20 protein-coding genes are annotated in these 23,710 nt (G+C 40.9%); 8 read left to right on the forward strand and 12 right to left on the reverse strand.

What is annotated here, in order from left to right; translation table 11 throughout:
• Positions 1-11: 11 nt before the first annotated feature.
• Positions 12-1,070 carry an efflux RND transporter periplasmic adaptor subunit gene (locus IPO83_09050; protein ID MBK9731422.1) on the reverse strand — a complete coding sequence of 353 codons (1,059 nt, stop codon included), beginning with the start codon at positions 1,068-1,070 and terminating at the stop codon, positions 12-14.
• A gap of 263 nt (positions 1,071-1,333) precedes the next feature.
• Between IPO83_09050 and IPO83_09055 the strand changes: the two genes are divergently transcribed.
• Positions 1,334-1,990 carry a hemerythrin domain-containing protein gene (locus IPO83_09055; protein ID MBK9731423.1) on the forward strand — a complete coding sequence of 219 codons (657 nt, stop codon included), beginning with the start codon at positions 1,334-1,336 and terminating at the stop codon, positions 1,988-1,990.
• Between the two features lie 167 nt (positions 1,991-2,157).
• On the opposite strand, the gene gdhA is transcribed toward IPO83_09055, so the two are convergent.
• From gdhA to IPO83_09070, 3 genes are all read right to left on the reverse strand, one after another.
• Positions 2,158-3,510 carry an NADP-specific glutamate dehydrogenase gene (gene gdhA / locus IPO83_09060; GenBank protein ID MBK9731424.1) on the reverse strand — a complete coding sequence of 451 codons (1,353 nt, stop codon included), beginning with the start codon at positions 3,508-3,510 and terminating at the stop codon, positions 2,158-2,160.
• A 348-nt stretch (positions 3,511-3,858) separates the two neighbouring features.
• The gene (locus IPO83_09065; protein ID MBK9731425.1) at positions 3,859-4,824 is read right to left on the reverse strand and encodes a DUF3137 domain-containing protein; all 966 of its coding nucleotides are present in this window, start codon (positions 4,822-4,824) and stop codon (positions 3,859-3,861) included.
• A 190-nt stretch (positions 4,825-5,014) separates the two neighbouring features.
• Complete coding sequence (locus IPO83_09070) at positions 5,015-5,572, reverse strand: LemA family protein (GenBank protein MBK9731426.1); 558 nt, start codon at positions 5,570-5,572, stop codon at positions 5,015-5,017.
• On the opposite strand from IPO83_09070, the gene IPO83_09075 reads away from it, so the two are divergent.
• Positions 5,571-5,711 (forward strand): hypothetical protein, encoded by a 141-nt coding sequence (locus IPO83_09075; protein MBK9731427.1) that lies wholly within the window; start codon positions 5,571-5,573, stop codon positions 5,709-5,711. The genes IPO83_09070 and IPO83_09075 overlap by 2 nt on opposite strands.
• Positions 5,712-5,902: 191 nt before the next feature.
• Here IPO83_09075 and dnaJ read toward each other — a convergent pair whose 3' ends face one another.
• Both dnaJ and IPO83_09085 read right to left on the reverse strand, forming a co-directional pair.
• Positions 5,903-7,072: a molecular chaperone DnaJ gene (gene dnaJ / locus IPO83_09080; GenBank protein MBK9731428.1), complete on the reverse strand. Its 1,170-nt coding sequence runs from the start codon at positions 7,070-7,072 to the stop codon at positions 5,903-5,905.
• 96 nt (positions 7,073-7,168) lie between these two features.
• The gene (locus IPO83_09085) at positions 7,169-7,816 is read right to left on the reverse strand and encodes a nucleotide exchange factor GrpE (protein MBK9731429.1); all 648 of its coding nucleotides are present in this window, start codon (positions 7,814-7,816) and stop codon (positions 7,169-7,171) included.
• Positions 7,817-8,131: 315 nt separating this feature from the next.
• Here IPO83_09085 and IPO83_09090 point away from each other — a divergent pair, with 315 nt between their 5' ends.
• The 3 genes from IPO83_09090 to IPO83_09100 all read left to right on the forward strand — a co-directional run bounded on the left by IPO83_09090 (position 8,132) and on the right by IPO83_09100 (position 13,037).
• Positions 8,132-10,474 carry a gliding motility-associated C-terminal domain-containing protein gene (locus IPO83_09090; protein ID MBK9731430.1) on the forward strand — a complete coding sequence of 781 codons (2,343 nt, stop codon included), beginning with the start codon at positions 8,132-8,134 and terminating at the stop codon, positions 10,472-10,474.
• 127 nt (positions 10,475-10,601) lie between these two features.
• Positions 10,602-11,723, forward strand: a complete 1,122-nt coding sequence (locus tag IPO83_09095) for an anhydro-N-acetylmuramic acid kinase (protein MBK9731431.1) — start codon at positions 10,602-10,604, stop codon at positions 11,721-11,723.
• Positions 11,724-12,044: 321 nt separating this feature from the next.
• Positions 12,045-13,037 (forward strand): NAD-dependent epimerase/dehydratase family protein, encoded by a 993-nt coding sequence (locus IPO83_09100; protein MBK9731432.1) that lies wholly within the window; start codon positions 12,045-12,047, stop codon positions 13,035-13,037.
• A gap of 16 nt (positions 13,038-13,053) precedes the next feature.
• Here the strand turns inward: IPO83_09100 and IPO83_09105 are convergent, their stop codons facing one another.
• Positions 13,054-14,235, reverse strand: coding sequence for a LysM peptidoglycan-binding domain-containing protein (locus tag IPO83_09105; protein ID MBK9731433.1), 1,182 nt, complete (start codon positions 14,233-14,235; stop codon positions 13,054-13,056).
• A gap of 77 nt (positions 14,236-14,312) precedes the next feature.
• On the reverse strand, positions 14,313-14,948 hold the full coding sequence (locus IPO83_09110) for an O-methyltransferase (GenBank protein MBK9731434.1): 636 nt from the start codon (positions 14,946-14,948) through the stop codon (positions 14,313-14,315).
• A 283-nt stretch (positions 14,949-15,231) separates the two neighbouring features.
• Between IPO83_09110 and IPO83_09115 the strand changes: the two genes are divergently transcribed.
• Together IPO83_09115 and IPO83_09120 are read left to right on the forward strand one after the other, a co-directional pair.
• A complete protein-coding gene (locus IPO83_09115; protein MBK9731435.1) occupies positions 15,232-16,233 on the forward strand; it encodes a PorV/PorQ family protein in 1,002 nt (333 codons plus the stop codon).
• A 45-nt stretch (positions 16,234-16,278) separates the two neighbouring features.
• On the forward strand, positions 16,279-17,499 hold the full coding sequence (locus tag IPO83_09120) for a hypothetical protein (GenBank protein MBK9731436.1): 1,221 nt from the start codon (positions 16,279-16,281) through the stop codon (positions 17,497-17,499).
• A 36-nt stretch (positions 17,500-17,535) separates the two neighbouring features.
• Here the strand turns inward: IPO83_09120 and moaA are convergent, their stop codons facing one another.
• The 4 genes from moaA to IPO83_09140 form a co-directional block, all read right to left on the reverse strand.
• The gene (gene moaA / locus IPO83_09125) at positions 17,536-18,525 is read right to left on the reverse strand and encodes a GTP 3',8-cyclase MoaA (GenBank protein MBK9731437.1); all 990 of its coding nucleotides are present in this window, start codon (positions 18,523-18,525) and stop codon (positions 17,536-17,538) included.
• A 415-nt stretch (positions 18,526-18,940) separates the two neighbouring features.
• Positions 18,941-20,374, reverse strand: a complete 1,434-nt coding sequence (gene dnaA, locus IPO83_09130) for a chromosomal replication initiator protein DnaA (protein MBK9731438.1) — start codon at positions 20,372-20,374, stop codon at positions 18,941-18,943.
• A 534-nt stretch (positions 20,375-20,908) separates the two neighbouring features.
• Complete coding sequence (locus tag IPO83_09135; protein MBK9731439.1) at positions 20,909-22,492, reverse strand: methylmalonyl-CoA mutase; 1,584 nt, start codon at positions 22,490-22,492, stop codon at positions 20,909-20,911.
• Between the two features lie 121 nt (positions 22,493-22,613).
• A complete protein-coding gene (locus IPO83_09140) occupies positions 22,614-23,144 on the reverse strand; it encodes a hypothetical protein (protein ID MBK9731440.1) in 531 nt (176 codons plus the stop codon).
• A gap of 122 nt (positions 23,145-23,266) precedes the next feature.
• Between IPO83_09140 and IPO83_09145 the strand changes: the two genes are divergently transcribed.
• Complete coding sequence (locus tag IPO83_09145) at positions 23,267-23,623, forward strand: iron-sulfur cluster assembly accessory protein (protein ID MBK9731441.1); 357 nt, start codon at positions 23,267-23,269, stop codon at positions 23,621-23,623.
• The last annotated feature ends 87 nt before the right edge of the window (positions 23,624-23,710 follow it).

Genomic DNA, 23,710 nt, shown 5'->3' on the forward strand with positions numbered 1-23,710 from the left:
TTTTATTCAATTCATTTCGTAACAGGCTTTACTGCAACACCAGGCCGCAGCATGAGCATGTTGGTGGTAAGTAAAGTGTCTCCAGCAGTGAGCCCTTCAACTACCTGCACATTGCTTTCATCACGGTAGCCGGTTTTCAGTGACACGGGTGTTGCCTTTCCATTTTTAAGTTTGAAGGCAGTGAAGCCGGCAGACTGAGGAATCAACGCACTGGTAGGCACCATCACAGAACTTCTGTTTTCTTTCAGCGCAATCATAATGGTTGATGACGTACCCGGAATCAAACGGTGGAATGCATTATCGGTAATGGCACGAACCATTATTGTGCGTGTGGATGGATTTACTGCGGGTTCGGTAGCGAGCACAGTTGCGGTAAAAGGAAAGGTATCATTTTCTACCGTGAAAGAAACCTGCTGACCTGACTGAATAATGGCAGCATATTTTTCAGGTAAGGTAAAATCTATCTTGACTTTGCTGACATCCTGTAAAACGGTAAGTATGGTATTTGCAGAAACATAGGCCCCTTCACTCACATTTCGCAATCCGGCTTTTCCTGTAAACGGTGCGCGAATCTCCGTTTTTGATAATTGAACATTAATGAGTTCGAGATCGGCCTGGATGGATTGTAAATTATTAACTACCACATCATAATCCTGCTGGCTGGCACCACCTTTAGTAAGCAGCACATTGAGTCGTTGTTCATTTTGCCTGGCCAGTTCAGCGCCTACTTCTAGTTTTTTCTTTCTTGCTTTCAGTTCAGCATCATCCATTTGAAACAGGAGGCTGCCTTTTCCAACAGTAGTCCCTTCTTTAAAAAAGATACCGGTTATTTTACCGGGATATTCACTTACCATGCTCACTTCTTCATTGGCACGTACTGTTCCGGTAGCTTGCAACTGGTACGTGATCAGCGTATCGCTTACAACCATAATTTCAGACATTACAGCACCGGAACCTTTTTTCTGCGTATTCCCGGGGGCCGGCTCATTTGCCGAAATAAATTTTTTTACAATAAAAAAGAGTAACACTGAACTGATAAGCAGGATAATGATGATGGTGGAACGCGACATGGATAAGAAACTTTCAATGCTTAAAAAATGAAAAAATAATTTGCTAAAGATACTACATGAATTAAAACAACCGCTCAAACCACCTCATTCATGCAGGCCGCTAATCGGGTTGCACACCAAATCTTCCACAACAATAATTCCTGTTAAGGAATGAAATTATAGTAACCGCTTTGAACAACTGCTTTGCTTTTTTGGTTTCAACTGCGTGAGAAAGTGTTTGTTACCTTTGCATCCCTAACCAATTTTCACCACCGGAAAAAAGTATGAACCAGTTCGTAATGCAGGGATCTTTTTTCGCTCACCGCGCTTTATCGCGCGATGTGGAATTGTTAAATGCCATTGCAAAGCGAATTGATCAGTTGAAACAAGAGGAATTGGACCAATTGAAGAAATGGTATGAGTTCTTCTGGAATATGATGGAAGCACATCATGCAGCAGAAGATGATTTACTGTTTCGTGCGGTGGAAGAAAGACTGGAAGCACCATCTGAAATAATAGAAGTGATGGAAGTGGAACATAACCGGTTACAATTCCTGATTGATGAAATAAAACGACTGCTTGGCGAATTACAAAGAACAGGTCCGGCAACTGAATTGAACAACGAATTGCAATACAATGCGAAGGAACTTCTACATGTATTTACAGGACATATTGTGAAGGAAGAAAAGTATATCCTTGAAAAAATGAAGGCGCACTTCACGCCGGCAGAACAGCGCCACATCGAGAATGAAGTGAAGCGGAAAGCTCCCGTACGTTACCTTTCTTATATGGTTCCCTGGTTGCGGGATTCATTGTCGCCCGAAGAAAATAAATTGCTGGATGAATCGCTTCCCTGGACTGCGCGACTGATGAATAAATTATTCTGGAAGAACAAGTATGACCGGTTAATTGCACCTGTGAAGGCAATGGGTTACTCATAAATAAAATACTTAGTCGACTATAAATATTAACCCGGATTTTTCTTTTGAAAAATCCGGGTTAACTCTCCGGTTTTGCTACAAGCATTTAATCATTCAAAACCTTCAATTTTAAAGCGCGATGGTTAATGAGATTCGCACTTTTCTTTTTTTAAAAGGTGTCTATCGAACTATACCAATCCCTGAGCAATCATCGCGTCAGCAACCTTCACAAATCCGCCGATATTGGCGCCTTTTACATAATTGATCGCATCACCTTCCTTTCCGTACTTCACACAACTTTCATGAATGTCTTTCATGATTTTATGCAAACGGGCATCTACCACTTCGCGTGTCCACGACAAACGTTCTGAATTCTGGCTCATTTCAAGACCCGAAACTGCTACGCCACCTGCATTGGCAGCTTTGCCCGGACCATAGAGAATATTTTTCTTAAGAAACCATTTCACTGCCTCATTGGTAGACGGCATATTGGCACCTTCAGCTACTGCTATGCAACCATTCCTTGTTAGCTTTTTTGCATCCTCAAAGTCGAGTTCATTTTGGGTTGCACATGGTAATGCGATATCGCATTTAATGTCCCAGGGTTTTTTTCTCGCAACATACACGACACCATATTTATCTGCGTACTCTTTAATGCGGCCGCGCTTTTCATTCTTCAGCCACAATACGAAATTTAGTTTTTCCTGTGTGATGCCTTGTTCATCATAAATGTAACCGTCAGAATCGGAAAGGGTAACCACTTTAGCTCCCAACTGAATGGCTTTTTCCGCTGCATATTGCGATACATTCCCGGAGCCGCTGATCACAACACGTTTACCTTTGATGCTTATTTTTCGTGTAGCGAGCATTTCCTGTGTAAAATAAACACAACCATAACCTGTTGCTTCCGGCCTTATCAGGCTTCCTCCGTAATCAATTGACTTACCTGTAAGTACACCAGTGAATTCATTAGCAAGACGTTTGTATTGTCCGTACAAATAGCCTATTTCACGTCCGCCAACACCAATATCTCCTGCGGGAACATCTGTATCCGAACCAATATGCCGGTAGAGTTCAGTCATAAAACTCTGGCAGAAACGCATTACTTCATTATCTGATTTGCCTTTGGGATCAAAATCACTTCCGCCCTTTCCTCCACCCATTGGCAAGCCGGTTAGTGAATTCTTAAATACCTGTTCAAATGCCAGGAACTTGAGGATACTGAGATTTACTGTCGGGTGAAACCGTAGTCCGCCTTTGTAAGGACCAATGGCATTGTTGATCTGAATGCGAAATCCGCGGTTTACCTGGAATTCACCTTTGTCGTTAAGCCAGGTTACACGAAACATAATCACGCGATCAGGTTCTGTAATACGTTCCAGGATTTTTGCAGTACTGTATTTAGGATTTTCGTTAATGAAAGGAAGCAATGATTCCGCAACTTCCGTTACCGCCTGATGAAATTCAGGTTCATAAGGGTTTTTCTTTTTTATTTTCTTCATGAACTCGTTCACTTGATCAGCTAATTTTGGAGTGGCCATAAAAATTGAATTTTATTTGTTAAAATAAATGGGTTTGTTGAGAAGGAATTCCGGAAAGAAAACAAACATAAAAAAATTAATGATGGATAGTTGCACATGGTGGTATTACCCTGCTTTCCGTATTGGTGATAAAATTTTATGTAAAATTAAATCATAACGGTCAATTATAGTATTAATTTTTATAATGTACCCGGAATGCATTTAATACATGATAAACATCATTGCAGATGTCAAAAAGTACTATTTCCTGTTCGTGAATTTTGGTTGATAGAGGAAAATTAATCTTACAATTGTTATCTGAAGAATAATTGATTTCAGCTTCTATTGAATAGTGAAGATGATGTATCACTACTTGCCCCAGATTCTCAGGTTGAGATTCAGATCGTCAACAATTCCGGTGATTAATTCAAGGTACACGAAATATTTTTTCAGGTAATCCTGTTTAATGCCTGTAGAAAAAATATTGGGTTCAAATAACGATTCAGGTATTGAAAGAGCAATATTTACATTGGAATGCACGAAAGATAAATGAAGGTTGCTGGTCACTTTTTTTCTGAACTGCACCAGTTTTTCCATCATAGTGGTGGAAAGAATATACCGTGCCTCCACCTGGTCTGTACTATAGGCAGTAAAATATTTTTCAAATTCAGGGCTCTCCAGTTTTACCAATTCACCTTTTCCGGTAACCCATTTCTCAAACAATCTTCCTATTCCGAAAAAGCTATCGCCAGCATCCGGAACTATGTAGGTGTTGCCACTAAAATTTTTATTGAAGTCGGCGATAAAAAAAATGCCTTTAAAGATGGTGACCCAGCTTTCCTGGCGATGGCCCTTGCTATCAGTGGTTACATGCTTTTCCTCATGGTGCAATTCTGAAAATTTTACCGCTGTCGCACCAAGTTGGCCTGCTACCAGATCATCGCCGGTATACCGGTCGATACGGCTGCGGAAGATACCGGAAGCCACATAGTCGTTCATAGCAATGCAGAGGCCGGGCGTATAAACCAATTGGTTACCCATCACCTTCACCATTGCGCCAATTACTTTTTCTTTAAACAACTGCGTGTATGTTGTTTTCTTTTTTCCATAATCGATAAATTTAAAAATGAAAAATAGGACGGAAGGCGTTATCAAAAGAAATGCTGCCGGATGACCGATTGATATTGCTATTATTAAAAAAGGAACAGCTGAAAAAAGCAACAACATGGCCATTCGGAACGTACTCATTACCGTTTTCCTTGAGAGCTCCAAAGATTCCAGTGCAGGAAGTAATTGTGTGCTATAGAGCTGGTCAAAGGATTCAGTGGGTGTCATTTGGAAAGAAGCAATGGAATATTGTTGCTGGTGTCAGGGTTGAATGGATTTCAAAAAATGGTTGAATGGTTAAATGACTAAATGGTTGTGGTTAAAATCTACAGGACCATCTGCAATAACAATTAAACAATTTAACAGTTTAACAATTTGCAATTTGTTTTCTTGACAGAACCAACTGCTCCACTTCCAATCACTTAAACAACTCCGCAGCACTTATATTCTTCCGTTCTTCATCTGGAACATCGAGATACGATTTCATTCCATAATGCATCATGCCTGCCAGGATGTTGGTGGGAAATTGTTCCACTGCATTGTTGTAATCATTCACAGTAGCATTGTAAGCGCGGCGTGCGGCGGAAATCTGCTCTTCAATTTCGTTCCATGAACCCTGTAATTGCAAAAAATTCTGGTTGGCTTTGAGGTCGGGATAATTTTCAACCTGCACCATGATGTTACGCATGGCGCCACCAATCTGGTTTTCCAGTTGGATTTTTTGTTCAGGTGAAATATTTGCAGTCGTTGCCTGATTGCGCAGTTCCGTGATTTTAGTCAGCGTATCACGCTCATAATTCATGTAGGTTTTCACGGTAGTAACTAAATTTGGCAGCAGGTCGTACCGTTTTTTCAACATGGCATCAATGGCACCGAACGCATTGCCGACAGCATTTTTTTTCCTGATAAGCGAATTGTAAAGCACAACCGGAATCAGCAAAAGAACGAGGATGATCACTATAAAAACGAAGCCCATGGGTAAGGTTTTCGTCAAAGGTAATTATCAGGAGGTAATTGTAGGTGTGCGGATGACTAAAGGTGCGGAACAAATTGCAGGAAATGATTGCCAGGGAAGCACTGATGCACAAGGAAATATAGTCGCTTCATTCAGATGAGGTGAATAACGAGCTTGTAAATTCCGATAGGATGGTAATTTTATGTAGAAGATCTCATTGGTAATGAATCATGGGTACTATCAATCCTATCAATAGTCCCGGTTTCGCCGCAACCATTTAACCATTTAAATTATGTCGAGAAATACGATGCTATCAAATTTACATCCATTCAATTTTGATAGCCAACAGCATCATGCAAAATAATCCCGCATCTTCTCAAAGAAATTCTTGTCATTCTTTCCGGGGTTGGGCTTGAAGTTGTGCGCTTCACGAAGTTTTTCTAACTGATGGTGTTCGTCCGTTGAAAGATCTTTCGGCACCCAAACATTCACATGAATGAGTTGATCACCGTTGCCATATGCATTAACATTGGGCAGTCCTTTTCCTTTTAACCGGAAGATTTCTCCTGCCTGTGTGCCGGCTTTTATTTTGATGCGCGCTTTGCCATCAATGGTAGGCACGTCAACACTGGTACCTAATGCTGCATCAGGAAAGGAGATAAATAATTCATATGCCACATTGTTTCCATCGCGCTTCAATTCACCATGTTCTTCTTCTTCAATGGCAATCAGCAGATCTCCCGGAGAACCGCCGCGTTCACCTGCGTTTCCTTTACCACTCATAGATAGTTGCATGCCTTCTGCTACACCTGCCGGAATATCTACACTGATGGTTTCTTCTCCATAAACACGGCCTTCACCATGGCAGACATTACATTTAGCAGTTATCACCTGCCCTTCGCCATTACAGGTCGGACACGTGGTGGTGGTTGCCATCTGACCAAGAATCGTGTTTTGCACACGGCGGATTACACCACTTCCTTTACAGGTGTTGCAGGAATGAAAAGAACTCTTGTCTTTCGCTCCGCTGCCACTACAGGTGCTGCAGGTAACATATTTTTTAACTTTTAATGTTTTGTGCGCGCCTTTCGCAATCTCCTGAAGGTTGAGCGGCACCTTGATACGAAGGTTCCCACCGCGGACGCCGCGTGACCGTTCACGTGAAGATCGTCCACCACCGAAGAACGCTTCAAACGGACTGCCGCCCATATCGTTGAAAACATCTCCGAAGTTGGTAAAGATGTCTTCCATGCGCATACCACCGCCTCCTGCATTTCCATAACCACCATTTCCGCCAACACCTGCATGTCCGAACTGATCGTAACGTTTTTTCTTATCAGCATCACTCAGAATTTCATAGGCTTCAGCGGCTTCCTTGAATTTGTCTTCAGCAGCTTTGTCATTCGGATTTCTGTCAGGATGAAATTGCATAGCTACCTTGCGGTAGGCCTTTTTTATTTCATCGGCAGTAGCGGTTTTTCCTACGCCTAACACTTCGTAATAATCTCTCTTTGCTGCCATTTAGTTATTGATCACTTTAAAAAAAAATTGCCTGCATTTTAAGGCAGGTTCAATATGTTAAATGCTTGTTCTCTTTTCTTTTTTATCTGAAAATCCTTACTTGCCAACTACCACTTTTGCATGCCGGATGATTTTATCATTCAGGTAATAACCGCACTCAATTTCATCTACCACTTTGCCTTGCAGGTTTTCATCAGGTGCGGGAATTTCTGCAATCGCTTCATGCAATTCAGGATTGAATATTTGACCTAATGAATGCATGGGTTTCAACCCTCTTGCTTCAAGAATCGAACTCATTTTTTGCTGAATCAGTTTTACACCTTCCAGCAATGCAGTAAGATCATGCGATGATTCCATCTGTTTCATTGCGCGTGAAAAGTCATCCACTACAGGAATCAGCGCGTTGATAATTTCAATTCCGGCTGTTTTAGAGTATTCAATGCGTTCTTTCTGTGTGCGTTTTTTATAATTGTCGAATTCAGCATAAAGGCGAAGGAATTTGTCATTTAACTCATCGGCCTTTTGTTTCAGCTCTGCATTTTCTTTTTTCAGCTTGTCTTTTTTCGACAATCCTAATTTGCTGAGCAGGTCACTACCTTCGGCATGATCATGCCCTGTTTCATTATTTTCCCCTGTTGCGTTTTCCACTGCATCCTGTTCTATTTTATTAAGTAATTCCTCACTTGAATAATTAATCCCGGGCTGATCTTGCTGGTTTTCCATTGATTCATTCTTATTCTTCATCGATTCGTTAAAAGGTGGATTTGGTTCTGTGTTTTCCATGCTGGATACAAGTTTAGACGCGCCGGTTGAACAAATGCTTTGCCATGCGCTTTATTCGGTCAATCTGTCACCGGTATTCCAAAAATCGGGGCAAAAGTAGCTGAATTTAAAGAAAGTGAGGTTAATTCGAAGCGGAAAAGGCATTGCCATACTTCCCTTCTGATGAAGTGATATGTGCATTAAATCATTGTCAGATTACTTGAGCCAACGCTAATTTTGCTGAAGTGCGCCTGGTTTCTTATTTTCGGGAAATGATACCGTGCAGATCAATTTGAAATGAAATTTTCTTCTCTTATAATTTCACTCTTTTTTTTCTTTCCTTTTATTGCAGAGGGCTGGCATATTATAGGTGGTGAAATTTACTATACCTGTCTCGGCAACAATAATTATGAAATCACCTTAAAAATTTATCGCGATTGCAACAGTACAACTCCTTTTGACGATCCCGCGGCAGTGGGCATTTATAATTCAACTGGTTTGCTGCAACAAACATTGCTGCTTCCGTTTCCAGGTGCCAGCTCGGTTGATCCTGATGTGAGCGATCCTTGTCTTCAATTGCCTCCCGGCATTTGTGTGGAAGAAGCAATTTATAAAACAGTCGTGAACCTACCGGCGATTGCGGGTGGTTATGATATTTCCTACCAGAGATGTTGCAGGAATAATACCATCGCAAACCTTTATGATCCGGCGAACACCGGCGCGACATTTACAACACATATTCCGGGAGCAAATATTGCTTTGTGCAACAGCAGCCCGCGCTTTAAAAATTATCCTCCTATCGTAATATGTGTAGATCAAAATTTGGAATTTGATCATAGTGCGACAGACCCGAATGGTGATTCACTGGTTTATTCATTGTGTACCCCTTTACAAGGCGCCGATGCGACCTTACCTCAGCCAAGTCCTCCACCACCTGGTCCATATGATCCGGTGATTTGGCAACCGCCTTATAACCAAAACAATCAGATTGGGGGAAATCCGGTAATGACCATCAACTCACAAACCGGACTCTTAAAGGCTTTTCCAACGGCATTGGGCCAATTTGTAGTAGGTGTTTGCGTGAAGGAATACCGGAATGGTGTTTTTCTCAGCCAGGATGTCCGGGATTTCCAGTTCAACATCACTACCTGCAATCCTTTGATAGAAGCAAATTTTGGCGTAACAGGAAGCACTTCTGTAAATGACACCTTGTTGATTTGTGGTTCCTTGAGTGCCAAATTCGATAATCTGAGTTATGGTGCTTCTAACTTCTATTGGGATTTTGGTGTAACCGGCATTACAACGGATGTTTCCTCAGTATCAAATCCTATTTACATTTATCCCGATACCGGAGTTTATAAAGTTGTGCTGAAAGCTGCTCCCGGATTAATGTGCGGCGATTCCATTTTCAAATATGTTGAAATCAGGAAAGGTGTTAATGCCGATTTTACATTTGAAAATGCATGTGCATTGTCACCAATGTTGTTTAACGATAACTCTGTACCACTGGATGGATACGTTTCGGATTGGGAGTGGGATTTTGGTGATGGTGCGACTGCACTACAGCAAGATCCCTCTCATCCTTTTACTTCCGGTGGTTTCTATAATGTAACTCTGATTGTAAATAATAATTACGGTTGCACATCTTCAGTAACAAAACAGGTCGAAATTTTTCCGCTTCCGCTAATCAATGCAAGGCCGGACACTTTTGTCTGTAATGTAGATACTGTTACACTTCACGCAGAAGGAGGAGTGAGTTATTTTTGGTTGCCGGATTTGAATATTAATGACAATACACTGGCGCAGCCAAAGGTGAATCCGAAGGTTACCACTGAATACACGGTTACTGTAACGAATGAATTTGGTTGTGTCGCCAAAGATTCAGTGCTTATTCAATCAACCGACAGCGTGATTGCGCTAACTAGTCCGGATGCTTTATTATGTGCAGGGGAGAGCATACAGCTTACTTCCACTAATGCACTTCAATATCTGTGGTCACCGGATTTTATGATCAACGATATCAGCATTGCAAATCCAACCGTATATCCGGATGTTACCACTACTTATTATGTAACTGCGTCTATTGGTTCATGTATTGATGAAGATACAGTAACGGTTACTGTTTTATTGCCACCGGAAGCAGATGCCGGCGAAGATGTTACTATTAATCAAGGTGAATCAATACAATTAAACGCCACTGGAATGGGAACCTATCTTTGGTCGCCGCCGGAATGGCTGAACGATTTTAGCATTTCAAATCCTGTTGCCAGTCCCATCAATACGACTACATTTATAGTTTTGGTTTCTTCCGAAAATGGTTGTGAAGCATCAGATTCAGTTACGGTTACAGTTACGCATATCCATCTTTTTATTGTGCCAAACGCTTTTTCTCCTAATGGTGATGGATTGAATGATTTTTTTCAATTCTATACGAAAGGTATCCTTGAGGTGTTATCAGTAAAAGTATTTAACCGCTGGGGACAGGAAGTGTATTCCAATACTTCAGGAAATGATGAAGGATGGGATGGTTCATTTAATAAGATTGCATGTGAAATCGGCACTTATATTTATTCAGTTTCAGGCATCACTTACGATGGCAATTTGTTAACTGAAAAAGGCGATTTAACTCTCATACGATAGCGCCAACTATTTATTCTTTTCATAGTGGCTACAAACTTTCATAATTTGTTAATACATTTACAATTGAAAAAAAGCTGGGTAGTTTTTTTTACAATTTATCTCTCTTATTAACTTAAATTTTTTTGAAATGAAAACGTATCATGTTCTTGGTATGATGTCCGGAAGTTCTATGGATGGCGTTGACGTAGCTTATTGCCGCCTTGAAGAAAACAACGGAAAATGGAGTTATGAAATTGAAAAAGCAGAGTGTATTCCTTACCCGCCTAAGTGGCGATTACGACTTCAGAGTCTCGTACTTCAGAATGCGGTCACCTACCTGAAAACAGACGCTTTCTATGGTCATTATCTTGGTGAAGTGGCACGCAAATTCATCCAGGAAAATATGCTGGATGGAAAAATTGATTTCATCGCTTCTCACGGTCAGACAGTTTTTCATCAACCTGAAAATCAGATGACCAGCCAGATCGGTGATGGTGGTGCTATAGTTGCAGAAACCGGTTGTCCTGTAGTTTGTAATTTCAGAACCGTCGATGTCGCACTTGGTGGCCAGGGAACACCTATTGCACCAATCGGTGACCGGATGCTGTTTGGTGATTTTAAATTTTGTCTGAACATCGGCGGTATCGCTAACATCAGTTGTCATCTCGATAGTAAAATGATTGGCTTTGATATTTGTGGCGCTAATATGGTACTGAATGCTCTTGCTTCAGAAATTGATCTTGAGTATGACAAGGATGGAGTTATCGCACGCTCAGGAACTGTTAACCAGGATCTCCTCAACGAATTGAATGCGCAGTGGTATTATGAAAAACCTTATCCTAAATCCATTGGTGGCGGTTGGGTGACAAAAATTTTCCAGCCTGTGTTTAAGAAATACCGTTTGCAAATTGAAGATAAACTCTGTACGGCAACGGAACACATCGCACTTCAAATCGGAAAGGATATTAAGAACATCTATGCTACCGAATTTCTTACAAAGGATGAAAGTCATTCGATGTTGGTTTCCGGAGGCGGCGCATTTAATAAATTTCTGCTCGAACGCATCAACTATCATTCCTCTGTACCACTCGTGGTGCCGGATCCTGCCACTATTAAATTTAAAGAGGCATTGCTGGTTTGTTTAATGGGTGTGTTGCGTATGCGTAATGAAGTAAATGTGCTTTCTTCAGTAACAGGTGCTTCATCAGATTCTGTTGGGGGTGAGATTTATCATTCCACCGGAAAAAGAATCGAAACGCCGGCATTATAACATCATTTGAAAAAATAGAAAACCCTGTTCATTATTGATCAGGGTTTTCTATTTTAATCAATGTTGCACGGAAGTGAATCTGTTCATCAGCAAAAATAAATTGCTGTACCTCTGGTATTTGAAAAACATTTTATCACTAAGGAGTAGCTATAGAAGTTGTCTGTGAAAGCATCGCCAGCGGCAAAGACACAGCCAACGCCGAAGCTGCTGCCGTTTGGTCTTTACAAACGGATAGTTTACATCCGGAAACTATTTTTATACACCCTTACGCTGCTTTATACTATTTGAAGCGTAGTAGTATCTTTCCGCTAAAACAACATCATGATTTTTGTAACAGGTGGAACAGGATTTTTAGGGATGCACCTGTTGCGTGCCCTGGTAATTCGTGGAAAACCTGTTCGTGCTTTGAAACGTGAAAAAAGTAAAATTCCTGAGGATTTATTTTTGCCGGCAAGCATTGAATGGGTGGAAGGAAATATTCTTGATCTGCCCTCACTGGAAGAACATATGGATGGCTGTGAAGAAGTTTATCATTGCGCAGGAATGGTTTCGTTTCAGTCAAAACACCGTGAAACATTAATGAAAGTGAATGTGGAGGGAACAGACAATGTGGTAAATGTTGCACTCAGCAAAAAAATCCGTAAACTCGTTCATGTAAGTTCAGTATCAGCAATTGGCAGACCTTTAAAAGCAATTGATATTTCTGAAGCCACCATTTGGGACAGCAACGGTTTCAATTCCAATTATGGCATCAGCAAATACCTGGCGGAAAGAGAAGTTTGGCGCGCAATGGCGGAAGGATTAAACGCTGTGATTGTAAATCCAACCATCATTATCGGTGATGGAAACTGGTATGAAGGTTCACCCCGTTTTTTTCTGAACCGCTGGGAAGGTATGCGTTTTTATTCATCCGGCACTTCCGGTTTTGTGGCTGCCGTGGACGTTGCTGAACTGATGATCCGGCTGATGAATAGTGAAATTCAACAGGAGCGTTTTATTATTAATGCTGAAGACTGGAGTTACCGCGACTTGTTTTTTAATATAGCGGATGCTATGGGGAAAAAAAGGCCAACAGTTCAGGCATCACGCTGGCTTACTGAAATGATCTGGAGACTAGAAGCGTTGCGTTCTGTGTTTGTTGCGCATCCTCCACTCATTTCCAGAGAGACCGCACGTATCTCGCAACTCACTTATCATTTCGATACTGCTAAAATTAAAGCAGCAATGGGGTTCACATTTACACCTATAAAAAAGTGCATTGAAGACACGGCTAAAATATTTTTGGATGATGTTGCTTCAGGAAAAGTAAAGTGAACAGTGACTGATTGTTTTACCTGGCAACAACCAGCTTCTCACCAATCTGCAACTCGGTTGATTTGAGTTTGTTGATCTCCTTCAATTCGGTAACAGTGACATTGTATTTTTTTGAGATGGAATACAGGGTATCACCTTTTGCAACAACATGAACCTGATTCGTTGCCGGTTTTTCAAATGCTGGTTCGTGCTTCACCACTTTGGTGCTATCTGCTTTTTCTGAACGCAATACAGGTATTTCTTTACGTTGCTCTTTTAAGGATAACACTTCACCGGTCGCAGGTTGCGTTCCCAATTGCATCAGGTTTTTTTCATACAATTTGTTCAACTGAATACCATGATCGCGTGAAATGGTGAACATGGTTTCGCCTTCTTTAACAGTATGAGAAGTTTCATCACCACTGTTGCGTTTGGGTTGCAGGTAAATACGGTCTCCCGTTGTCAACTGCGAATCATTCGTAATGTCATTGTAACGCATCAGTCTTTTAAAACCGATTTCGTAAGTAGTAGCCAGGTCATTGAAAGATTCTCCTTTAAGTAACGTCACACAATTGATATCATTAAAGACATAAATTCTTTCAGTTGCATTTTTAATGGTGGGCTCAGCATTTACCACTTCAGGATTGCCGGATATTTTTACGCTTGCGTTGGGAGTTGATTTATTCAGTTTAGCAAACCATTTTGAACGCTCGTATCCGGAAAGATCCCATTGGTGTAAATCATAGTCATCAATACATTTGATCAGAATATTTGCATACTGTGGATTGGTAGCATAGCCGCAAGCTTTTAATCCTTTGGCCCATGCCGTATAGTCGTTGGTATCGTAAGTAAACAGCACCGCATATCGTGGTCTGTTTTTCAAAAAATCTGAATGGTCTTTGTAAGAAATAATCGAAGAATCATATTTTCGGAAGCATTCATTTTTCCGGTCATCATCATAAGTGTATGAAGGACCGGTCCATCCTTCATGGCATTTTATACCAAAGTGATTGTTGGCTGCTGTTGCTAAAGGACTTTGTCCCGCATTGCTCTCAATAATTCCCTGTGCCAGTGTAATGCTCGCTGGAATACCTGTCCTTTCCATTTCTGAAATAGCTACATCCTTGTATTTATTAATGTAGGTTTCTACATATTCATCATATGTTTGTGCAATCGAAGCAGAAGTTGCTGTGATGAAGAGCAATAAAATACTCAACATTTTAAACAATTTTCCTGCAAAATTTATTGTAAGCATACTGTTAAAGATCACGTTTACTTAATACAAAAAAAATTCATTCACTTTTTCCTGATCAGCATCAGCCCATCGCGCATGGTTACCAAAACATTGTCTACGCGTTCATCATTTTGCACTTTTTGGTTGAAGTCCTTTAAGGCCTGCGTTTCACCATCCTGAAAATCTTCCACCACTTTTCCGCTCCACAAAACATTATCGGCAAGAATGATTCCGCCGGATCTTACTTTATCAATCACCAAGTCGTAATACAGACTGTAATTCATTTTGTCTGCATCAATAAATACCAGATCAAACGTTACATCCAAAGTTGGAATTATGTTCACCGCATTGCCGTTTCTGAAATCCACTTTCTCCATGATTCCTGCCAACGTGAAATAACGTTCTGTCATTTCTTTCAACTCTTCATTCACATCAATGGTAATCAACCTGCCGCCTTCCTGCAGTCCTTCACTCAGGCAGATGGCAGAATAGCCGGTAAAAGTCCCGATTTCCAAAATGTACCTGGGTTGCACCAGCAAACTTATCATACGTATAAATTGCCCTTGCAACTGCCCCGAAAGCATTTGAGGCATCAGCACTCGTGCGTGCGTCTCGCGATTGAGTTGCTGCAACACATCGTGCTCGGGCTTAGTATGCGCTTCAGCATAGCGCTCCAACGCTTCAGGAAAAAAGTGCATGATTTGACCGGTAAAATTATAGCGTTTGAAAGATTTGGCAAAAGTACGATGCCACATGTTTCAAACAATGATTGCGAAAGTGACTACAAATGCACACAGTTATTACGTTTGATATGATTTGATGGTAAAGAGCTATTGAGTTAACCTTGTCAGATAGGTCATTCTCCCTTTGCCCGCTAATAATAAGAGAGCACCATAATTGGTAAGAATGAGGGAATATCTACAGGAACCCCATCATCTTTTCAAGTTTCAATTTTGGTAATTATACTACCTTTCGCAGGTGATGAAAACAGTTGTTGCTTTCCTGCTGCTTTTAACGATTGCCATGAATTTTGCTCATGCGCAGTTGCTGCCATCGTTCGGTGGCAGCAGAACAGGCACTACTGGTTTTCAGTTTCTGAAAATTGCGCCTGATGCCCGTTCTGTTGGGATGGGCGGCAGTATGATTGCAACAACTGATGATGTGGCGTCACTGTACTGGAATCCGGCAGGTATCACTAAAACAGATACACAGGACCTTCACCTTCAGTTATCACAGACCTTGTATTTTGGAGATGTGAATATGAGTCACATTGGAATTGTGCATCAGGTGAGCAAACAAACTTTTCTGGGAGTGGGCATGACTTATCTTTCAACGGGTCCGATGGATGTGACGAACGAATTTCAACCCTTTGGTACAGGACAGACTTTTAATGCAAACGATTTCGCCATCGGCATTTCCCTGGGAAGAATTCTTACTGATAACTTTAGCTTCGGTATTACCGGAAAATACATTCGGGAAAGTTTTGCCGATGTGTATGCCGATAATGCAGTGATTGATTTTGGATTTCAATATGAAGTAGGGATTGCGAATACGCGCTTCGCTGTCGGCGTATCCAACTTCGGATTCAATACCGAACCGTCAGGTGAAATTACAGTTACTACGCTGGAAGGATTTGACACTATTCAGAATTTTGAAAAAATTGGTGTGCCTGCAATTTTCCGGATTGGTATCGCCTGGGATCCGGTGAAAACTGAAATCAACAGGTTGACCATTGCAGGGCAATTGAATCATCCTACTGATAATAATGAAACTTATAATCTGGGCGTAGAATATTCATGGAGGAATACCATGTTTTGCCGCACAGGTTACGAATTTGGCATCGATGAGACCGGTATCCCTAATTTTGGATTCGGCGTGCGGTTCAAAAGAAATTTCGGGATGCTGCAGTTCGATTACGGTTTTGAAGACAAGAGTCGCCTCGGAACGGTACACCGGTTAACTTTCAGTGCTTCATTTTTTTAAGTCATTTTAAAATAGTTTTTGAAACAATACTTATAATTTTTTCCATTGAAATATTTTAATTCCATTTACCTGCTTATCTGTCTGCTTCCCATTTTTTCTTCGTGCGACTTTTTGTTCGGATCGAAAGATGACGAAACCGTGAATGAGATTTTTGAACAGGGAGCTATTGATCCAAATCTTTATCCTGATCAGGTTGGATATGTACCATTGCAACCTTTCTGGGAAGGAATTCCTAATCCGGTGGATGTGTATGCAGGCTATGATGAAATGATTTATGTGGTGGATGACAACGGTCTTGAAATTTTTGATAAGAAAGGTGCTAAGCAAAGAACCATTGCCATTAAAGGCGCAACTGATGTAATACAAGATCGCCGCTTGCATACTTTTGTAGTGGGAAGAGTAGATAAAACTATTGATGGAATAACTTACAACTTACCTGCTGTGTATCACATCATCAATGCTGCCACTTCCGGTGAACCCATCATCATCGATACTTTGATTCATCCTTATTGTGATGTGTCAAGAAACAATACTGCTTTTCGTGGTGAAGGTGATGCAGCAGTTTCATTTACCGGACTTGCAACTACCAGTGAAAACACTTTGTACGTTTCACGTACCGGTCCTTCCAATAGTGTTTCATCCATTGCAAGGCCAGACAATACTATTCTCTTTTATAATGAAGATGGCGTCAACACCGGTTATTCTATTGGATTGAATCCGGTGAGTTCAAGTTTGAAATCTGTTTTATCAGTGAGCAGCATTGCTTGTTTTGCGGCACCTCCGCAAAGTACTACAGGCATCAGCACCTCGCACGATTTTTTGTTGTTGCAGAAAGATCCTGTCGCGCAATACAAAGCATTATGGATAAAAGAAGTCTTCGACCCTGATGCTGGTGTTGCTTATACTGAAAATTCTTCTTTGTTGAATTTTGATACTTCCAAAGCCAACCGCTTTTTATATATGCCGGGTAGATTTATAACACCGGAAGATATTTATGTCGCTCCTGATTTCAGTGGATATCTATTTATTGTTGACAGCGAAACAGATTCACTGTATCAGTTTACGCAAAAAGGATTTGAAGGCGCAAATCCACCTGCTACGAGCACCGACAAAAAACAATTACTGGCATCTTTTGGTGGTCAGGGTAGCGGACCGTTTCAATTCATAGCACCTTCAGGCGTCTGTTATTTTGATAAAATAGTTTATGTGGCCGATAAAGGAAACAACCGTATTTGCCGGTTCAAGCTAAGTACAGACCTGGAATAACTTACTAATCACCATTCACTATTTACTATTGACTATTCATCCTCCAATCGTCGCCATAGATTCATGCGCAGGCATTTTTTCATTACGCAATTGTTCCGCTTCATGTCCATTTTTTGCACGGTGATTGATAGCATTTAATAAAGCATCCTCAAGCTTTTCATCACTCGTTTCGTTACGCAGTAAGTGCTTTACATTCAAAACACCATCATCGTATAAACAGGTTTTTAGCATGCCCTGCGGCGTAATGCGTAAACGGTTACAGGTACCGCAAAATGTTCTTGAGTAGGCCGCAATCACACCCACATTTCCCTGATGACCTTTAATATGGTAGTTGTATGATGTAGAATAGGGGCCATCCTGTATTTTATGGATAGAAGGATATTTTTCACTGATCAATGCCATGATACGTTGGTAATTCCAGGGAAGTGAATCCGGATGCATCACCCCTCCGTTGAATGGCATTTCTTCAATAAAGCGAATACTCACCGGCAAATCCTTCGTCAACTCCACCAAAGGAAGAATGTCCTGCACATTTTTTTCGCCCATTACAACGGCATTCAGTTTTACATCAATTCCATAACTCAACAATGCATCTAATGTTTTCAGCACCTTTGGTAATTCATCTCGTTTTGTGATGGCGAAAAAACGGTTGCGGTCTAATGTATCGATGCTGAGGTTAACAGAACGCACGCCCATCTTTTTCAATTCGGGTACCAGTGGAGCAGTTAGTACACCATTAGTGGTGAGTGTAATCTGTTCAAGTCCATGCAGCGTTGAGAGTGACCAGAGAAATTGCATGATGTCTGTTCTCACAAATGGTTCACCGCCGGTAATCCGGATTTTCTCAATACCCATTTTTACCAGCAATGAGCAAAGTCGTAGCATCTCTTCAAACGACAAAATCTCTTTTCGTGCAAGCCAGTCAATACCTTCTTCAGGCATGCAATAGAAGCACCGTAAGTTGCAACGATCGGTAACAGCCAACCGTAAATAATTGATGGTTCTGCCATGATTGTCAATTAGCATCGATACTTGTCTTTAGTTATTTTTTTGCGCCTGCAGTTCTTAAGCCCGGAAGCCCGAATGTTTCACTTGTGAAATTACAGGTATTTCTACAGGTGTGTGTAATTGCTCATGCGCCTGCTTTTGAGAATCCCGTTAATTCATTATGCAGGAAACAAAAAAGCTGTCTCATTCTTTTGAGACAGCTTTGACACAAGGTCAATTTAAAAAGAACAACTCCGTTAACGGTGTGTTACCGGAGCTGTCCATGCCTTATTTGTAGATTGCATGAATACCTCCTTTTTCTTTGATGAGGTTTAAAAGTATAAAAATTGTATAAAACGGTGAAAAATAAACGACTTAAAAATCGCGGACGATATCCTAAAAAAAGAGCCATGATGAAGTCATCACGGCTCTATGCATTTAATTTGAGCTCTTATTAAGAGATACTGAGTTGAATCTTTTTCTCAATGTCACCCACCGCTTCTTTAAATTCTTTATCAGTATCCATCAGGTCGCGAACGGCCTGACAGGAATGGATAACGGTGCTGTGATCGCGGCCACCAAAATGACGACCAATTACTTTGAGAGAATTTTTTGTGAAGCTTTTGGCGAGGTACATTGATAACTGTCGTGCCTGCACTACTGCACGCTTGCGTGTTTTTTCTTTCAGTTTATCCATCGGCACACTGAAATATTCGCACACTGCTTTCTGAATAAAATCGATGGAGACTTCGCGGGAAATGCTTTTCACAAAGTTCTTGATGATCTTCTTTGCAGTTTCAAGGTCAATATCTTTCTTATTGAGTGATGATTGTGCCAGCAGCGAAATCAAAGCTCCTTCTAGTTCACGAACATTAGAACTTACATTATAGGCAACAAATTCCACAACATCGCGGGGCAACTCTATGCCATCAGCATACATTTTCTTTTCGAGAATCGCCATGCGGGTTTCGAAATCAGGAACGCTGATATCGGTGGTCAGTCCCATCTTAAAGCGCGACAGCAATCTTTCTTCGATGCCTTCCAGATCGCGCGGTGAGCGATCGGAGGATAAGATAATTTGTTTGCCTGACTGATGTAAATGGTTGAAGATGTGGAAGAAAATATCCTGAGTACGGTCTTTGTTTGCAAGAAACTGAATGTCATCCACCATCAACACATCAATCATCTGGTAGAAATGAATGAATTCATTCACCGCATTATTCTTCAGGTAATCAATAAACTGGTTGGTAAACTTTTCTGACGGAACATACAATACTGTTTTGTCGCTGAAATTTACTTTCACCTGGTTACCAATGGCATGCAATAAATGGGTTTTACCCAATCCCACACCACCATGAACTACCAACGGATTAAAAGAAGTGCCGCCCGGTTTATTCGCTACAGCAAATCCGGCAGATCGTGCAAGACGATTGCAATCACCTTCCACAAAAGTGTCGAATGTATAGTTGACATTAAGTTGTGAATCAATCTGTACTTTCTTCAAACCCGGAATAACAAATGGGTTTTTGATTTGATTACCCAGCACCATCGGAGCCAATACATCCGGATTCTTGCTTGCGCCGGTATTGTTGGTAGGAATGTTAACGGTATATGGTGCGTTGCTGCCCGAATTTCCGTCCATCACAATCTGATATTCAAGACGAGAATCTTTATCAAGTTCGCGTTTGAGTGTTTTACGAAGAAGTGTTACATAATGCTCCTCAAGCCATTCATAAAAAAACTGGCTGGGTACCTGAATCGTTAGAACATTCTTTTCAAGTTTTACTGGTTTAATCGGTTCAAACCATGTTTTATAGCTTTGTAGGTTAACATTATCTTTGATAATCTTCAGGCAATTTTTCCAAACATCCTCGGCAGTTCTGCTCATACTTGTTACTGATTTTTATAAGGTGGTGTTAAAAATTTAATTCTGTTCCAATGTATCTATTTCCCTCCGAAATAGAGCACAAACATGTGTGAAAATAATTTGCAAAAAAATAACCTGACCCTCTTGACTTTTTCATAAAGATTACAATCTGCAATTTGTGTGTGCAAAAAAAAATCATTTTCTTTCAAATGCACGACAGTTGCGAATATCGTGTTGATGCTTATTAATGTTTACAGGGTAAATCGTTTGCTGTCAAGTGTTTCAGGATCATAGAAAAGGGTATTTTTTATTGTAATTTTTTACAGTTTCCCCAGCCCCTTTCAAAATCCGCTCCGAAAGAAAATAAAAGGTGTTTTAGTTCCTCAGATTTTCTGCTTGTAAAATTGGATATCGCCATCAATAAGCAAAAGCACGAACGTGAATTCGGGCAGTTAACACGTTTTTTTATAACAATTTTAAAGCTACAACTAATGACCGGATATTTTCATCCGGCATTGACAACAAATATTTTTTCGAGAATGAAAAAGGAGAATACTATATACGGTATTCACCAAAAATTTTTCGAAGCGTATCAGCAATTTCACCAAGCGTGGCATATTTTTCCACAGCATCTATAACAGCGGGCATCAGGTTTTCATTGGTCTGTGCCTGCAGTGCTAACTTTTCCAACACTCTTTTTATTGCTTCGTTATCACGCGTTGATTTGAGTGCCTTTAGTTTTTCTATTTGTACCTGTCTTATTGAATCATCTACTCTAAGAAGGCCTGTGTGCTCCTTTTCTTCTTTTGTAAATTTATTCACACCAATTATCACCTTGCTTCCATCTTCAATCTCTCGTTGATACAGATAAGCGGAACGCGCAATTTCATTCTGCATAAATCCTTCTTCAATGGCCTGTACCGATCCGCCCATCGCATCAATCTGTTCGATGTATTTCCAGGCAGCGGCTTCCAATTCATCTGTTAATTGCTCTACAAAAAACGAACCTCCCAACGGATCCACGGTTTGCACGAGTCCACTCTCATACGCGATTACTTGCTGTGTGCGCAGTGCAAGTCCTGCAGCAGTTTCTGTAGGAAGACTCAATGCTTCATCATAGCCGTTAGTGTGCAGTGATTGTGTTCCGCCCATCACCGCAGCCAGTGCCTGAATGGTTACCCGCACAATGTTATTCATCGGTTGCTGTGCTGTAAGTGTTGAACCTCCGGTTTGTGTGTGAAAACGCAGCATCTGGGCTCTCGGATCTGTGGCACCGAGCTCGCGTGTAATATGAGCCCACATTCTTCTCGCCGCTCTGAACTTTGCTACTTCTTCAAACAAATTATTGTGCGCATTGAAGAAGAATGAAATCCTCCGCGCAAATACGTTGATGTCTAATCCGCAATCCAAAGCTGCTTTCAGGTATGATTTTCCATTCGATAAAGTGAAGGCGACTTCCTGCACTGCCGTTGATCCGGCTTCCCGGATATGATATCCAGAAACAGAAATGGTATTCCATGCCGGCAACTCCTTGCTGCAATATTCAAAGATGTCGGTAATCAGGCGCATCGATTGCCTGGGTGGATAAATGTAAGTGCCTCTGGCAGCATATTCTTTAAGGATATCATTCTGCACGGTGCCTGAAATTTTTTTCAAATCGGCACCTTGTCTTTTTGCCAATGCTATATACATGGCAAGTAAAATGTATGCAGTTGCATTTATCGTCATGGAGGTGGTTATTCCCTGCAAAGGAATTCCTGCAAACAATGTCTCCATGTCTTTCAGCGAATCAATTGCAACACCCACTTTCCCAACTTCACCATCCGACATTTCATGATCGGAATCATACCCTATTTGAGTGGGAAGATCAAAAGCTACTGACAAACCAGTAGTGCCCTGTTTAAGCAAATAATGATACCGCTTGTTTGATTCTTCCGCTGTTGAAAATCCGGCATACTGCCGCATGGTCCACAATTTATCACGATACATACTTCCGTGTACACCTCGTGTAAACGGAAATGTTCCGGGTTCTTCCTGCCGGTCAGGTTTCAGTTCTTTATAGACGCGTTGGATTTCAATGCCTGAATCGGTGAAGTAAGTTTTAGGTCCGGTATTTTCGGAAATTTTTGAAGATTCCATCAGGCGCTATTAATTGAAGGTGCTAAGATAAGGAAGTATGATTGTGATGGAAAGGAAGGAAATACTAAAAGCAAACCGGTAAGCCTCGATGCAGTTAATATAAAATCAGCGTTTCTTTACATCAGAAAATCTTTTTCACCTCTGTCTTCAATGTATCGAGCGCCTTTTGTGTTGGCATTACCTGTTCATTGTTAATAAAATGCTCGATGATGGCACGGCTTAAATCTTTTCCGGTAGCGGCTTCCGGAAGGTCTGAAGCAACACGATTGACAATAGAAATAATTTCTTCTTTCACCTGTACAATCATCATCCATACCGGTGAAGAAACATAAATCTGTTGCGAAAGATTATGTTCAAATTCCAAACGGATATTGGAGATTAGTGATAACTGCAGATCGCGTGCACTCATGCCGGGTTTGTTTACCCGCGAAATGATATTGGTTGGAGTAATTCTTTCAAGCAGCAGTGTAAGCCGCTCATAGGCCTGAAGGCGCAACGGCAATGAATCTTTATAATGAGCAGCCCGCAATTCAAGATCCTTTTTGCTTTGTTCGCCGGATATAAATAATTTGATGAGCGTGTAAGCCGTTAAAAAAGTGATGAGTGCCGGAATGGTATATTTCAGAATCTCAAGAACATCGTTAAAAGTCATGTGAAAATCAGGTTGTGAGGATGACGAAAGTACTATAAATAGAAGAGAAAAATGAACGATCAGACTTTACCGTTTGTTGCTTAACTTTGTTGATTCAAATTTTAAAGATTATGAACGATCAAATGGTTGAAAAGGAGATTGCGACTTCAAAAAATCCTGTATCACTCACACCAAGCGCAGTAAATGAAATGAAGCGGTTAATTGTAGCTGATAAGATTCCCGAAGATCAGGGATTGCGTGTGGGTGTGAAAGGAGGCGGTTGTTCCGGAATGACGTATGTTTTGGGATTTGATAACAAAGAAGAAACCGACGAAGAATATATGATTGATGGCATCAGGATTTTTATGAATCCATCACACCAGTTGTACCTCTTTGGAATGCAAGTGGACTATGAACAAGGATTGAATTCACGCGGATTTGTATTTGAAAATCCGAATGCCACAAAGACTTGCGGATGTGGCACCTCGTTTTCAGCGTAACATGCATAGAGTTATTGCAACAGTTATTCTAAAGCTGTTTGAGGCTTAGTTCAGAATCGAAACAAAGAGATGTTTTTCAAACCCAAT

The sequence above is a fragment of the Chitinophagaceae bacterium genome, from assembly GCA_016717285.1.
GTDB lineage: Bacteria > Bacteroidota > Bacteroidia > Chitinophagales > UBA10324 > JACCZZ01.

Coding starts and splice junctions, on each gene's coding strand:
- IPO83_09050 (MBK9731422.1), bottom strand. CDS start 1,070: ATGTCGCGTTCCACCATCATCATTATCCTGCTTATCAGTTCAGTGTTA.
- IPO83_09055 (MBK9731423.1), top strand. CDS start 1,334: ATGAACCAGTTCGTAATGCAGGGATCTTTTTTCGCTCACCGCGCTTTA.
- gdhA (MBK9731424.1), bottom strand. CDS start 3,510: ATGGCCACTCCAAAATTAGCTGATCAAGTGAACGAGTTCATGAAGAAA.
- IPO83_09065 (MBK9731425.1), bottom strand. CDS start 4,824: ATGACACCCACTGAATCCTTTGACCAGCTCTATAGCACACAATTACTT.
- IPO83_09075 (MBK9731427.1), top strand. CDS start 5,571: ATGGGTAAGGTTTTCGTCAAAGGTAATTATCAGGAGGTAATTGTAGGT.
- IPO83_09070 (MBK9731426.1), bottom strand. CDS start 5,572: ATGGGCTTCGTTTTTATAGTGATCATCCTCGTTCTTTTGCTGATTCCG.
- dnaJ (MBK9731428.1), bottom strand. CDS start 7,072: ATGGCAGCAAAGAGAGATTATTACGAAGTGTTAGGCGTAGGAAAAACC.
- IPO83_09085 (MBK9731429.1), bottom strand. CDS start 7,816: ATGAAGAATAAGAATGAATCAATGGAAAACCAGCAAGATCAGCCCGGG.
- IPO83_09090 (MBK9731430.1), top strand. CDS start 8,132: ATGAAATTTTCTTCTCTTATAATTTCACTCTTTTTTTTCTTTCCTTTT.
- IPO83_09095 (MBK9731431.1), top strand. CDS start 10,602: ATGAAAACGTATCATGTTCTTGGTATGATGTCCGGAAGTTCTATGGAT.
- IPO83_09100 (MBK9731432.1), top strand. CDS start 12,045: ATGATTTTTGTAACAGGTGGAACAGGATTTTTAGGGATGCACCTGTTG.
- IPO83_09105 (MBK9731433.1), bottom strand. CDS start 14,235: ATGTTGAGTATTTTATTGCTCTTCATCACAGCAACTTCTGCTTCGATT.
- IPO83_09110 (MBK9731434.1), bottom strand. CDS start 14,948: ATGCACTTTTTTCCTGAAGCGTTGGAGCGCTATGCTGAAGCGCATACT.
- IPO83_09115 (MBK9731435.1), top strand. CDS start 15,232: ATGAAAACAGTTGTTGCTTTCCTGCTGCTTTTAACGATTGCCATGAAT.
- moaA (MBK9731437.1), bottom strand. CDS start 18,525: ATGCTAATTGACAATCATGGCAGAACCATCAATTATTTACGGTTGGCT.
- dnaA (MBK9731438.1), bottom strand. CDS start 20,374: ATGAGCAGAACTGCCGAGGATGTTTGGAAAAATTGCCTGAAGATTATC.
- IPO83_09135 (MBK9731439.1), bottom strand. CDS start 22,492: ATGGAATCTTCAAAAATTTCCGAAAATACCGGACCTAAAACTTACTTC.
- IPO83_09140 (MBK9731440.1), bottom strand. CDS start 23,144: ATGACTTTTAACGATGTTCTTGAGATTCTGAAATATACCATTCCGGCA.
- IPO83_09145 (MBK9731441.1), top strand. CDS start 23,267: ATGGTTGAAAAGGAGATTGCGACTTCAAAAAATCCTGTATCACTCACA.